At 51.4% G+C, this 12,378-nt stretch carries 14 protein-coding genes and 1 tRNA gene; all 15 read left to right on the forward strand.

The annotated features are described in order from the left end of the window. Positions 1 to 1,085, forward strand: a 1,085-nt coding sequence (locus tag FGQ61_RS09195; RefSeq protein ID WP_138375323.1) for a sugar nucleotide-binding protein, incomplete at its 5' end; no start/stop codon positions are given. 72 nt (positions 1,086 to 1,157) lie between these two features. After that, positions 1,158 to 1,388: a hypothetical protein gene (locus tag FGQ61_RS09200; protein ID WP_138375324.1), complete on the forward strand. Its 231-nt coding sequence runs from the start codon at positions 1,158 to 1,160 to the stop codon at positions 1,386 to 1,388. 18 nt (positions 1,389 to 1,406) lie between these two features. Beyond that, on the forward strand, positions 1,407 to 2,192 hold the full coding sequence (locus FGQ61_RS09205; protein WP_138375325.1) for a hypothetical protein: 786 nt from the start codon (positions 1,407 to 1,409) through the stop codon (positions 2,190 to 2,192). 11 nt (positions 2,193 to 2,203) lie between these two features. Continuing rightward, entirely contained in the window at positions 2,204 to 2,770 is a 567-nt protein-coding gene (locus FGQ61_RS09210) for a hypothetical protein (RefSeq protein ID WP_138375326.1), read from the forward strand. A 483-nt stretch (positions 2,771 to 3,253) separates the two neighbouring features. Further along, positions 3,254 to 3,874, forward strand: coding sequence for a hypothetical protein (locus FGQ61_RS09215; protein ID WP_138375327.1), 621 nt, complete (start codon positions 3,254 to 3,256; stop codon positions 3,872 to 3,874). A gap of 12 nt (positions 3,875 to 3,886) precedes the next feature. After that, positions 3,887 to 4,495 carry a hypothetical protein gene (locus tag FGQ61_RS09220; RefSeq protein WP_138375328.1) on the forward strand — a complete coding sequence of 203 codons (609 nt, stop codon included), beginning with the start codon at positions 3,887 to 3,889 and terminating at the stop codon, positions 4,493 to 4,495. A 249-nt stretch (positions 4,496 to 4,744) separates the two neighbouring features. Beyond that, positions 4,745 to 5,845, forward strand: a complete 1,101-nt coding sequence (locus FGQ61_RS09225; protein WP_138375329.1) for a hypothetical protein — start codon at positions 4,745 to 4,747, stop codon at positions 5,843 to 5,845. A 437-nt stretch (positions 5,846 to 6,282) separates the two neighbouring features. Continuing rightward, on the forward strand, positions 6,283 to 7,146 hold the full coding sequence (locus FGQ61_RS09230; RefSeq protein WP_138375330.1) for a hypothetical protein: 864 nt from the start codon (positions 6,283 to 6,285) through the stop codon (positions 7,144 to 7,146). 258 nt (positions 7,147 to 7,404) lie between these two features. After that, positions 7,405 to 7,830, forward strand: a complete 426-nt coding sequence (gene tenpIN / locus FGQ61_RS09235) for a type III toxin-antitoxin system TenpIN family toxin (protein ID WP_138375331.1) — start codon at positions 7,405 to 7,407, stop codon at positions 7,828 to 7,830. A gap of 779 nt (positions 7,831 to 8,609) precedes the next feature. Next, positions 8,610 to 9,071, forward strand: coding sequence for a hypothetical protein (locus tag FGQ61_RS09240; RefSeq protein ID WP_138375332.1), 462 nt, complete (start codon positions 8,610 to 8,612; stop codon positions 9,069 to 9,071). A gap of 224 nt (positions 9,072 to 9,295) precedes the next feature. After that, the gene (locus tag FGQ61_RS09245; RefSeq protein ID WP_138375333.1) at positions 9,296 to 9,619 is read left to right on the forward strand and encodes a hypothetical protein; all 324 of its coding nucleotides are present in this window, start codon (positions 9,296 to 9,298) and stop codon (positions 9,617 to 9,619) included. 228 nt (positions 9,620 to 9,847) lie between these two features. After that, positions 9,848 to 10,114, forward strand: coding sequence for a hypothetical protein (locus FGQ61_RS09250; RefSeq protein WP_055287420.1), 267 nt, complete (start codon positions 9,848 to 9,850; stop codon positions 10,112 to 10,114). Then, entirely contained in the window at positions 10,114 to 10,392 is a 279-nt protein-coding gene (locus tag FGQ61_RS09815; protein WP_082421950.1) for a DUF4160 domain-containing protein, read from the forward strand. The genes FGQ61_RS09250 and FGQ61_RS09815 overlap by 1 nt, the downstream gene beginning before the upstream one ends. Positions 10,393 to 10,674: 282 nt before the next feature. Further along, positions 10,675 to 11,463, forward strand: coding sequence for a DUF3825 domain-containing protein (locus FGQ61_RS09260; protein WP_138375334.1), 789 nt, complete (start codon positions 10,675 to 10,677; stop codon positions 11,461 to 11,463). A gap of 138 nt (positions 11,464 to 11,601) precedes the next feature. Then, positions 11,602 to 11,676, forward strand: a tRNA-Val gene (locus FGQ61_RS09265). Positions 11,677 to 12,378: the final 702 nt, after the last annotated feature.

The following is a 12,378-nucleotide window of genomic DNA, read 5'->3' on the forward strand; positions in this document are numbered from 1 at the left end:
TCCAGGCCCTGGAGGACGGCACCGCCTACACCTACCTGGTGGACGCCCACTGGTCCCTCGAATTGAAGAAGACCTACACCTTCGTGAACCTAGCCGACCCCGAGCTCGCCATCGAGTGGCCGATCCCGCTGGAGGAGGCCACCGTCTCCGAGGCCGACCTCAACCACCCGATGCTCGCCGACGTCGTCCCCATGGCGCCCAGGAGGACGCTCGTCACCGGCTGCAACGGCCAGCTGGGCCATGCGGTCCGCGCGCTCGCCGAGGAGCGCGGCGTCGCCAAGGACTTCGACTTCTGCGACATCGACACCTTCGACATGTCCGACCCGGCGGCCTATACGCAGTACGACTGGTCGCTCTACGGCACCGTGATCAACTGCGGCGCCTACACGGCCGTGGATAAAGCCGAGACCCCCGAGGGCCGCGCCATCGCCTGGAAGGCCAACGCGACCGGGCCGGCGCTGCTCGCCCGCACCTGCGCCGAGCACGGGATCACCCTGGTCCACGTGTCCTCCGACTACGTCTTCGACGGCACCGCCGAGGTCCATACCGAGGACGAGCCCCTCAGCCCGCTGTCCGTCTACGGCCAGACCAAGGCCGCCGGCGACATCGCCGTGGCCGGCTGCCCGCGCCACTACATCATGCGCTCGAGCTGGGTCATCGGCGAGGGGCACAACTTCGTCAAGACCATGAAGGCGCTGTCCGACCGCGTCGCCGACCCCGAGGACGGGCTTGGGCAGATCACCGTGGTCGACGACCAGCTGGGCCGCTTGACCTTCACGTGCGACATGGCCCAGGCCATCTTCCACGTGCTGGGGACGCACGCCCCCTACGGCACCTATAACTGCACGGGCTCCGGCGCCGTCAAGTCCTGGGCCGACATCGCCCGCGCCGTCTTCGAGGCCGCCAACGGCAACGGGGAGAAGGTCGTGCCGGTCAGCACTGCCGACTACTACGCCGGCGCCGTCGGCCCCATCGCCCCGCGCCCGGTCCACTCCGCGCTCGACCTTTCCAGGCTCGAGTCGGTCGGGTTCCACATGCCCGACTGGGAGGAAGAGCTGGGGGAGTACCTCACTAAGCTTTTTTAATCATTTTTGTAAAGTGATTTGAGCTAAGAGTAATAAATACTCGTCTTCGGCACCCGCTCGGAGGCTATCAAGATGTACCTGCACGTCAACAAACCGAAGACGCGCTCGGATGAGCCCGAGTCCGCGGTGACCATGACCGGTCGGCATCGCGAGGTGCTCGACCAGGTGCTGCGCGTCTTCGGTGTTGCATCTGACCACGACCTTTTCTCCGTTCAGGCTGAGTTCGCGGCTATGAGCCACATCTCGAACCCCTATGGTGATGGGTACGCGAGCGTGCGAATAGTTGACATGCTCGCACAGTAGCTATCTATGAACTGATTTATGAAGCTGCTCTTTTGGAACTTAAATAAGAAAGACAATGCCAACCTTGCCCTCGCATGTATGCGAGAGAATGAGGTCGGCATTGCTGCTTTTGGTGAGTTTTCTGGAACTGAATTCTCAGATGAGCTCTTAAAGGGCTCTGGATATCGCCCAATGGGTTACGGTGGGTGTGACAAAGTTAAAATCATTGCCCAGGAGTCCATTGAAGTTCTTGATTGCTTTGAGGAATCTCGGTTTGCCGTTCTGCCGATGAAAATAGGCAAGATTTGTTTCATTATTGCCGCTGCGCATCTTGTTGACCGTATGTCTTCAGCCGATCCGGAACCAAGGCTGGTGGATATCCGCAAGATGATGGATGTGATTCACGGGTATGAAAACGCGCTATCAATTAACAAGACGATCGTTATGGGCGACTTAAATGCAAATCCATATGATAAGGAGCTACTTCTCCCCAACGCATTTAACGCGATGCTTTTTAAAGGGTTAGTTAGAAATAAAACCGGAAGAACATGGTGCGGTGACGAATATCCCTTTCTGTATAATCCAACAATTCATTGGTTGTCGGAGGAGCTGGAGAACTACGGATCCTTTTACTATTCCGGGGATTGCGCCAACCCTATTTGGAACTGTTATGACCAAGCCCTGGTAAGCCCAGAATTGATGGACTCCATTAATTCCTATAGCTATCTAAAGAGGATAGGGAATAGGGGCTTGATTGCAAAAGTTCGTCCCAACAGCAATATAAGCGACCATTTGCCGCTGTTAGTTGATATCGATTTGAGTTAGGTGAGCCAGTCATGACTTCTAGTGAAAATCCGTGGGCAGAGGTGTTCACTCAACCTCAACAAAAAAGAACAGACGGAATCATCCCATTTTTTACTGAACAGGCGAAAATGTTGTCTGGGGCTTCTAACGGTAGGGTAAAGGGGGTGTTTTCCCCGACTTTTGACGTAAACAGAACGTTATCTCCAGCATTAGAAACCATCAGCTCCATGTCAAAGATAATTCAGCATGCAGCCTCCGCAAGCGTGGCGGATCTCACTCCAAAAGTCGACCTTTTGAATGCAAATGACCTTTACAAGAAAAATGACTATTGTTTCGAGATTCGTTCGAATAGATACCGATTCAGGCTATTCGCCATCGAATTCGATCCATCGTATCCTGCCATCATGACTGTCGATCGAGGCGTATGCAACGATCTAGCAAAGATATATGATCGTTATAAGTTCGAAGAGGCCGAGCGGTGCAATATCACAATACAAGACGATGAAGATCTCGACCGTGTTTTCAATCAACTTTTAAAGAGCGAAAAGCTGATCTACATCTGCAACCGGCTGATGAACGAGACCGATGAGATGGCTTAACGCTTTTACCTTTCTTTGAGTTGCATATTCGAATGCATTATTTGACAAACATCCGTAATATGAACCGTATGTCATAGCGCGGACCTTAGGCCTATATGAACTAAAATATTGCGCGGGAAACAATGGTTCCTGCGCAATATTTGTTATTTAAGGGATGCAGATGGACGAAGTGAAAAAACTAAGTATCGCTAATTTCAACATTACATATGGTCCAGAAAATGAGCCCATGTTGACTTACTTCCAAGACATTTTGTATCCAGCGTTCTGCAATGAGCAGAAAGTTCGTACCTCCAAAAATGTCAGCTATTTCTCCGATGTTGAGTTGAAGCTAATAAGTTCGGAATATGTTCTCACGGGAATCTGATCCGTGAAACTCATTATAGGGTGCGAACTATCGTTGTCGATAATGAGCTCGTTCCATCTCCAAGCTCCGTTCCAACTGCTCCATACTCTCGCTTCATCATCTATCTCAAGAGTCATAGAATGATCCTCGTCAAGAATGAGGGCCAAAGCCCCAATCTCAAGAGTTTTCAAGCCGTTTTGAGGAAAGTCGTCGATCGTTACACTCGCGAGGCCAACCGAGAAAGAGATAAAGCAGACTTGCCTCTATTTCCTAATGCTGTAATCAATATCGTTAACATGCCCCTACCTGATAGTATTGATGAAACTATCAAGGAATTTGCGAAAATTAAGTCAATTAATCTTCGCTTTTTCCCTTTAAACAATGATATTGATCCGGCGCCGCTGCTGGCATACGTACGTTCAACAATGGATTCGGTTGACTCAAAAACGGGAAACTTAACATTCAATTCCCCTAAATCAGCTAACGGAATCTCCAATCTTTTTCAAGATAGCATTGCTTCTGGCAATGCATCAGCAACTGTAACAGGTGAAAAACAAGATGGCACAAAAGTAAAAATCACTGACAATCAACTTGGTTCTGAACTTCAGATTCCAAGTGCTGGAAATTTAAGTGCTGACGATGACGAAAGAATTGCAAATTACTGCAAGAGTCGCAATTATTTACCTGAAGCAAGTGAGGATAATAAAGCCCTATATGGAAAAGCACTCAATATCCTCGAATTGCTTGTTAGTAAAATTTAGAAGGGTTTCTTAATGCCTGACGGTCTTTCCCAAATTGCCGTAGTTAGAAGCTCTGGCGAACTAATCAGTGACGCACTTCGCGAGTTAAAGCCCGTAAAAGGAAACCTACCAATCTCCATTGGAGTTTCAGCTATCTCCCTGGTTCTTTCGTTAAATATACTTAATGCTCCGAATACCATTGAGTTAATTGTGAACTTATCCACGACATTAAAGGATGTGTTCTTGGGTTTATTCGGAGTAGCGCTCTCAATTTTTGCGATCTTTTTCAGCCTGCTTGATGGTAAGCATGTTCGTGGGTTAGCTTCACAAGGAGGCAACCAACTATTGAATTACCTTCGCTACTACGAGAATGCACTTGTTTTATTTGCAGTCGCTTTTACGTTGAGTCTTTTAATCTCTCTACTCGACCAGGTTACGATTTATAAAATGACGGCTATGATTTGCTGTGATTATTATGTTGAAGTAGCCATCTGTTTTATGTATCTAGCCCTATCGTTTCGAATAGTGTGTGAAACAAAATCGCTCCTGTATAACACTTTTGTATTTACTAGAGCATTTATTTGTCTAAAGGGATGCGACGGAATGCCCAAAACTGAAACCGACGCCGAACCGAAACTATAATGTGACTGTGAGGTTATCGTCCGCGTATAAATCGAGCCGCTTTCTATCGGATCATGGTAGGCGTAGCATCAATTGATCTGGCGGGACTACTTCCTTTCACCGACCGGCAAAACGATTTACACCTAATTATCGACACTGCTCAGAGGCATTTTCTATATTTAAGGTCTGATCTCGCTAAACTAATAACTGCTGCTACCAGGGCATTTTCTGGTGCATATTCTATTGGCTCCTGCGAAGATCGGAGCGGGTATGTTTGCTGCAAAGTCCTACACCAGCCGTCATTACATTGCGATTGTTGCCATGGCCTGCCTATGCGTTTTGCTGGGCGGGCCTTCTTATGCCGCGGGCGCGGAGAGCCTCATCATCGCGGGCGCGACGTACTACGAGCCAGGCGCGTCGGGCCCCGGCTGGGCCTGGACCGATGCCGACCACCTGGAGCTTAATGGCTACGCGGGCGAGGCCATCGGCGCCGAGGGCGACCTGGTGCTGACGCTTGCCGGGCAGAACTCCGTGACGGAGTCGCATGCGCCCGATGCGGACATCACGCTGTGCGGCATGGAGGTGTGGGGCAACCTGACGCTTCGCGGCACCGGGACCCTGACGGCGACGGGCTCGCAGTGCGGGATCCACGTGTCGCAGGCGCTCGTGGTTGACGGCTGCACCGTCGATGCGCGGGCAGACGGGGCCGATATTACAAACGAGGCGGTCGCCGGCGTGATTGCCGGCGACATGGCCGTGCGCGGCGGCGGGCGCGTCGTTGCCGCGGGCGCCGGGTCCGGAGCGGGCGTGCGCGCCTACGGCGTGTATCTGCAGGATGCGAGCCTTGGCGATGGTTTGGCCGGCTGCCGGCTTTCCGTCGACGCCTCGTGGCTCGATGCAGCCGGTGCCGACGGCGGAGTTGCTTGCCTGGGCGGGTCGCTTGTGTCCGCGCGATTTGTGACGCCTGCCGGCGGAGCCTTTGGTGTAGGTGGCGTGGTGGATGCCTCCGGTGCGGTGGCACCGCATGTGGTGGTTGAGCCCGATGTCGCCATGCCTCCGGCGGGGGAGACCGGTGGAGAAGGCGTGCCAGGCGGCGGGACGGGTGAGACTGTCGGTGATCCTGCTGCGGGGCAGCCCGGTGCGGAACCTGCGACGGACCCCACAGTGAAACCCGCAGCTGCGATGCCCAAGACAAACATAACGACCAAGACGACGGTGAGCAAGACCACAGTGCCTACGTCCTCCAAGCCTAAAGCCGCCACCGCGGCCACTGCGTTGCTCCCCAAGACCACCGACAACAACTGGATCGCCGCGTCCGTGGCGCTTTTCCTGCTGGGAACAGTGCTTCTGGGCATCGCATGTCGTTGTTGAGGTAGCTGCCATTTGGAAGAAAGGGACATCCACAAGAATAGCTATTTGCTTGTTTGTTTATAGGCGCCCAAATTTCGAAGGCAGAGGCCATACGGACGCGACCATGGGCTGAATCGTGACAACAAACTCGGAATAATATACGCTAGAACAGATTATCAATAAAGTGGGGCAGACCACAAGCACCAATAAGGGCACCGGGACCTATGTAGGCTCCGGTGCCCAAGCACAATATCGGCAGTACACGGAGCTCCGCAATACGGCGATCATGGTCGGGCACAAGGCGAATTTAGATTCGCTGAGTTCATTTTTGGTGCGATCAGTATGGTCTAACCCCTCTTTTGCGTATATCCGGCTGATGCAGTCGAGGTCTACGTCCCATGCGTAGAATTGCTTGGTATATAGAATTGCAACACCATTAAGTATTGTAGGAGTTTCTTGTGAAGTGGAACGAATTGGCTGAATTAATATGCGCGTTTATCTCTTTATTTGTAACAGTCATCATTGGCAAGAAACAGTCTTGCCAGAGTAAGCGCATGGAAGAACTCGAGCGTCGCCAGGACGAAAGAGACGAACGCAGACACGCCGAAGGGAATAAGGCGCAGGCGATTGAGTTCATCTCGAAGCATTACGCAGACAGAGGCCTGATTCCGCTTTGCGCCGTTGCCGCCATGCACAATGATCTTTTCCATTATTCACGCAAGATGTATTGGGAATTCTGTTGTCTCGTGCCGGAGGTTCAGAATCTGATTCTTGAATTCTGCAATCTTGACTTGCGGGTCAGGGGAGAGGATGACCTGTTCGTCCGTTGCATCACCGCAGTCGAAGCCGCCCTCCGTGACCGCTTCCCAGAAGATGAATCTGTTCTTTATGATGATGGGAAATACGTGCTTCGCAGCCTGGAAAGGTATGCGGGGGAGAGACTGCCAGCACTTCGGGTTGACCTTCTTCCTGAGTGCTTGGACTCTTCGTTCCTGCCCCCTGATAGCTGTACCCTGGAGTACGATCATCTTATCCGTAAAGTCCTTTCCGAGGCCTTCGAGTCGAGGGACGCTTCCTTCACCCCTATTTCCCATCTAAAAAATGAGTATCAATTCGAATCGAGCTCTGAGATAGAGGCCTGCCGATTCGCGTCGACCGTTGCATTCTACGCGGCAACCTACGGCTCTGGTGACGAGGCCAACAATAGGTACTACGGATGCCCAGGCGGTTTCGATGGCGAGAGAATCGAGACCATGGAAGACCTATTTCTCCTTACTGTCTTCCAGATATATACCAAGCTTCTGCTTCCGAACGAAGGGTAAGAAATAACACGAGGCATTCGTTATTTGACTCTGCCTAATTCTGCCACGTTCATTTTTCGAAACCTCACTCATTTCCTTTATAACTTGGGTATACTTAAATCAGAAATTGGTCGTAGGGCGCGACCAACGGAATCAAAAGAAAGCCCACCGAGAAGATTTTGGTCGTAGGGCGCGACCAACGGAATCAAAAGAAAGCCCACTGAGAAGATGCCTTCAATCTCTTTGGGTTGGAGGCATTTTCTTTTTCGGAGGGTCTGCATGAATTCTAAAATCGTCTTTTTGACAAACTCGTTCTACAAAGATCATCCAAACCCGCCGTTCAAAGAGATGGAACAAAAGCAAAATCGTCCTTACATCGTCTTTTTGGTCGAAATCGAGGGACATACGTGGGCCCTACCATTTCGCTCGCATATTCGCCATGGGCACGCATTCTTTACCGATGCCGAAAACAAATGCGGGATTGATTATTCGAAAGCCGTCGATGTAGACAAGCCAGAATATATAGATCAACAGGTGCGTCCACACTTGCGCCAGAACGAATATGAAGCTCTTCGCGGAAATGAATTCGCAGTTCAAAAGGGATTTGAAAAATATATCAAGCTTTACAAGCGGGCTGTTCGATCGGGACATCCGCGCTATCAATCGCTTATCAAGTATTCTACGTTGCAGAATTATGATTTGTAGCCAAGTTGGAGCATAGTGGATTCAGGCTCCGCCGTATGCTTAAATCATATTCACACGATAATTTGAGGAAGGGACGCTATGTGAAGGCCACAAAGCGTCCCTTCTTTCCCCGCTTGGCAGCCGGGGCCAGGCTCTCAGTGCGTCGAGCCTCGGCTGGGTCTGGACCGAAGCCGACCACCTGGAGCTTAACGGCTACGTCGCCCAAGACAAACATAACGATCAAGACTACGCTGCCCGCGTCCTCCAAGCAAAGAGCCGCCACTGCGACCGTAGCGACGATCCCTAAGCCCGCAGACAACAACTGGATAGCCGCTTCCTTAATGCTTTTCCTTCTTGGAACAGCGCTCCTGGCTGCCGTATAACGCTGCTAATTCCCCGTTTAGTGAGACCAGGGGAGAAGTGAATGCAGCCATTGCAGAAGTCTTTAGCCTTCTACTAAATCAAATTCTTAGAGATTGGTGCCGTATCAGCTATCGCTGCGACGGCACTATTATGTTCAGCTCGACTGCCTCTCGATCTATTACCGATGTTGAGCCTTATACCCCATCTGCCAGAGCGATAAGATAATTGCAATTCAAATACTGCCGTTTATAAAGCTCCATTTGGATTCAATTGCCTATATCACTGGAGTCATACTATGAGGAACTACTATCAAATCAAAACCGTCGCATCGGCCCCTCCAAGGAGGCTCATCCCGATCGGAAAAGTCATCAGCGCTACTGGTCTTGTATTGGTAATTGTCAGTCTCTTTTCCGCTCTGTCATCGAGTGCCAACATATATGGTTCGCTTTCTTTTCTTGCTCTTTGGCTTGTTCTTTTTTGTGGACGGGCTCCTTCTTGTTATTACAGCATCGAAGCAACAAGAAAAACTACTGAGGCTACGCCAATCGCTCCTAGAAGATGATCCTCAAATAGAAGATGATCCTCAAATCGTTGCAAGCGCCGAAGAGTTCATGGCTCAGCGAAAGTCCCTGACACAGCAAGGCGAAATTACTGGCATCTTCATTGTCCATAATGCAACCAAAGATCTGTACTACGTAGGCCAAAGCGCAAAAGCGATTGACCGGGCGGCCATACAGTTTCTCGGTAGGGGCAATTGCGATGTGTATGCCGACTACAAGTACGGCGACTCATTCAGCGTGCGCATTATCCCGCTGTCAGAAAGCGGCTACGAAAGTCTCAATGAGCCCAAACGCACAGCGATACAAGCGCTCGAGGCTGCTGGCGAGGAGCTATATTGAGGACGAATGTTAGGATAAATGAAATGGCAAGTTCAAATAACACAAGCAACAACGAGAAATTAACGCCGTCCGTCGAAGAAACGCTTCTTAACGAATCCGGCTCGATTGCCAGGGTCAAATCGTTCTCATGGATTTGATTTATCAATAAGGAACGAATCCACGACATAGATCCCGTCCAATGCGGCAAATGGATGTTCTTCTTCTCTCCATTCAAAACAGCCCTCATGGACGACATTGTCGGAACCGCAGTATTTGATGGCGTCGTCGTAGAAGCCAAATACTCGAATCCCGAAACGCTCATCGCGGCAGGATCGAAACAAGGTGTCTGTTGCTTTTACCTAAACGGCAACGATAGAGAAAGCCATAAGAGGGTACTGAGCTACATGCTGGAAAACGGGCTGATCAGGAAGACAAAGACCGGAAAGCTTTATAACATTTCGTTCAAGTTCGACTCTGAGACCTATGCAGGAAAGTACAAGGGCAGCGGCTTCTGCGGAAAGATAAAGCTCGCGGACTTCGTTGACCTGGAGACGGGAGAATTTATCTAGGACAGCGAACGAAGTGATGAACTCTGCTTATGCTAGGCTTTTATTGCTAACCCCATGATCAACGCACCGCGACGGTTATCATGTCAAAAAGACACTGAAGTGTGAAATAGCTTAAATCTCAGTAATACAAATAATCAGCAGTTCAGGTCTTATGGGAATAATTCAATTCGCATCACGTTGCATCTAAGCGGCTGTTTATACTTGGATATAAACACTAAGGAGGCAGCAATGCTTTGGAGCTATGTTCAGCTAGATGACGGCACTCAGTTTGCCTACTCAGAAACACGAGACGACGGGACCGTTCGCGTAGCCGTCGAGCGCCCGGTTGATTTTGGTTTTGACCATGCAGAATGCTTTCTACCTGCGGTCAAATGGTTTAACGTCGAAGGATTTTCTACTGACGAACTGGATTTTTTGACCGAGTTCGTTAGATCAAACGCTCCGTTTATCTTCGAGCTTGCAGAACGGCAAAAAGCTGGACCGGCGGTGGCATAATGCCTCGAATTCTTGTTTTTGGACAGTATGTTCTGTTCTTTTGGATCGCGGAAAACGGAGAACCCGTTCACATCCATGTAGGGGTAAAGAGGGCGGCTGCTAACTCGACTAAGTTTTGGCTCACTAAAAATGGCGGATGCACACTTGCGAACAACGAGAGCAAGATTCCGGCTAAGGATCTCAGGGATCTTTCAAAACTAATCACCATGAACCATCGATACATTTGTGACAAGTGGCGCGAAACCTTTGGTGATGATTCCCTGACATTCTATTGCTAAACCGCAATTGAGCCATGATTACACTTGTCAACTCATGATTGCCGATGTCGACGGGCGGGTCCTTCCCGTTACGCCGCTGGTGCTCCAGTCGTACTTTCCGATAGCCCGGAACCCAAAGACAACCAGCACTACGCCTGGATCCAGGACCTTGTTTCCGGAAACCGCACGCGAGCAGAACTCGCCGACGAGCTGCGCCGCGGTTGCGTTGTGGACACGGGCTACCCGTCGCACGTATAAAATCAAAGCATCCACACGCCTGTCATTATCTTGATTGGAAGCCATATGGAGATCCCCAGCACCCTGTGCAGCAATGTGTACGACTTCGCGTTTTGCCCCGAGCCCTGTTACGAGCGCTTGGCCGACCTCGCCGATCCCGAGGACTGGGGTCCCTGCAACCGCATTCTCAAGAACTACCTGTCGTTTTCGTTTAGCCACGCAGTATTTTTGACCGAGCGCGACGTGGACCAGACCGCGCCGTCCAACCTGCCGCTGGTGTTCGACGACGACCGATGCCTGTTTAACACCGGCCTGTACACGCGCCGCTACGAGACCATCTACGGCCTGTTTGAGCCCAACACCAAGCCCGACGCGCGCCAGCGCTGGTTTTTGAAGGGCTTCTTTAAGGAGAGCGACCCCATGCTGGTCTCGTTTGAGTACCTGCCGTGCCGCGTGCGCTTTGCCGAGGACCCCTCCGAGCTTGTCTTTGACTACCGCCTTCCCATCCGCTCCAACATCGACCACATTCTGGGCGATGAGGAGAACCTGACGCGTATTCCCGCCAGTCTGATGGGGGAGGGTAACTCGTTGCTGCTGCGTCGCGCCTTTGAGGGCGCCGTCGTCGAAGCCGCCCGACGCGCCGCCGCCAATTACACGCTCGCTGTGCCACAGTTTTACGGAGGCCGAATCCAGCTGCTGCTGCCGCTGTGCCTAACCGGCGACAAGCCCGAGCTGGCGCTGACCATCCAGCGCGAGGATGGCTTCTATGCCGTGCGCACGTGCCTCACGCTCGACATGGCGTACAACAACGCGCGACTTATCTGCCGCCCCGAGACTTCGTGGATAAAGCGGTAAATGGTGGTTTAGCTGCGGTTTTGTTGGCTGACAGGGTTGAAACAGTGCTGCTTGCGCCCACGAATTTAAAATCGGGGGCAAAAAGTTCTTGGTAAACCACGCGCGGCTATGATAGTATCTCTTTTGCCGAAAGGCGACGGGCGATTGGCTCAGGGGTAGAGCATATCCTTCACACGGATGGGGTCACAAGTTCGAATCTTGTATCGCCCACCATCTAAAGTACAGGTCAGAGGTGTTAAGCCTCTGGCCTTTTTCTTTTTGACACCAAGGCTGACTCCAAAACGAATCGTAGTCGTATAAGGCGTCATTTTTTTCGCACCCTTTTTGCTGACGCCATTGCATGTTTTAAGAAAAACGCATGCGTATTTTCATTGAATTCCCCATGTGATCCGCGCGCAAATGTGGAGACAGGGACCACATGCCCAAAGCTCCTTCCAGCGGTTTTCTATCACACGACGGTTTTTCGGCGGAACTCGGCATGCTTTTGTCAGCATTTGGTTTGCTTCCCGTACTTACCCGCATGATGCCCCGGCAGATAATCGGCCATGCCCGCAATCCGCACGGCCTACGGTCGAAACCAGGGGAGGCCACATGGACGAAATCGTCTGCGCAAACACCGCATTCCGCTACTGGCGCTGCCCACCGCAGGTGCATGACCTCTACCCGCGCCTACCCAGCTCCGATGACGGCTGGCGGACCCTATCCCAAGCCCCTTTCGTAACCGATGTCCTCAAGACCCCGATTATCGCTGTTGCTTCGCCAGGTTGTTGTAATCACCACTCGGGATTGCGCTCCACTATTCGCTGGGAAGGGGCTTCGGATACCGGCACAACAACCGACACTCATTTAGGCTTTAGCGTTGTTAGCGCCGGGCGATTTTAGCCGCTAATAGTCAAACTATTTTGACCAATCCCG

Source organism: Collinsella aerofaciens (assembly GCF_005844325.1).
Lineage (GTDB): Bacteria > Actinomycetota > Coriobacteriia > Coriobacteriales > Coriobacteriaceae > Collinsella > Collinsella aerofaciens_G.

Excerpts from the sequence above, each read along its gene's own strand:
- FGQ61_RS09200 (WP_138375324.1), top strand. The coding sequence starts at position 1,158 with ATGTACCTGCACGTCAACAAACCGAAGACGCGCTCGGATGAGCCCGAG.
- FGQ61_RS09205 (WP_138375325.1), top strand. The coding sequence starts at position 1,407 with ATGAAGCTGCTCTTTTGGAACTTAAATAAGAAAGACAATGCCAACCTT.
- FGQ61_RS09210 (WP_138375326.1), top strand. The coding sequence starts at position 2,204 with ATGACTTCTAGTGAAAATCCGTGGGCAGAGGTGTTCACTCAACCTCAA.
- FGQ61_RS09215 (WP_138375327.1), top strand. The coding sequence starts at position 3,254 with ATGATCCTCGTCAAGAATGAGGGCCAAAGCCCCAATCTCAAGAGTTTT.
- FGQ61_RS09220 (WP_138375328.1), top strand. The coding sequence starts at position 3,887 with ATGCCTGACGGTCTTTCCCAAATTGCCGTAGTTAGAAGCTCTGGCGAA.
- FGQ61_RS09225 (WP_138375329.1), top strand. The coding sequence starts at position 4,745 with ATGTTTGCTGCAAAGTCCTACACCAGCCGTCATTACATTGCGATTGTT.
- tenpIN (WP_138375331.1), top strand. The coding sequence starts at position 7,405 with ATGAATTCTAAAATCGTCTTTTTGACAAACTCGTTCTACAAAGATCAT.
- FGQ61_RS09240 (WP_138375332.1), top strand. The coding sequence starts at position 8,610 with ATGGTTCGCTTTCTTTTCTTGCTCTTTGGCTTGTTCTTTTTTGTGGAC.
- FGQ61_RS09245 (WP_138375333.1), top strand. The coding sequence starts at position 9,296 with ATGGACGACATTGTCGGAACCGCAGTATTTGATGGCGTCGTCGTAGAA.
- FGQ61_RS09250 (WP_055287420.1), top strand. The coding sequence starts at position 9,848 with ATGCTTTGGAGCTATGTTCAGCTAGATGACGGCACTCAGTTTGCCTAC.
- FGQ61_RS09815 (WP_082421950.1), top strand. The coding sequence starts at position 10,114 with ATGCCTCGAATTCTTGTTTTTGGACAGTATGTTCTGTTCTTTTGGATC.
- FGQ61_RS09260 (WP_138375334.1), top strand. The coding sequence starts at position 10,675 with ATGGAGATCCCCAGCACCCTGTGCAGCAATGTGTACGACTTCGCGTTT.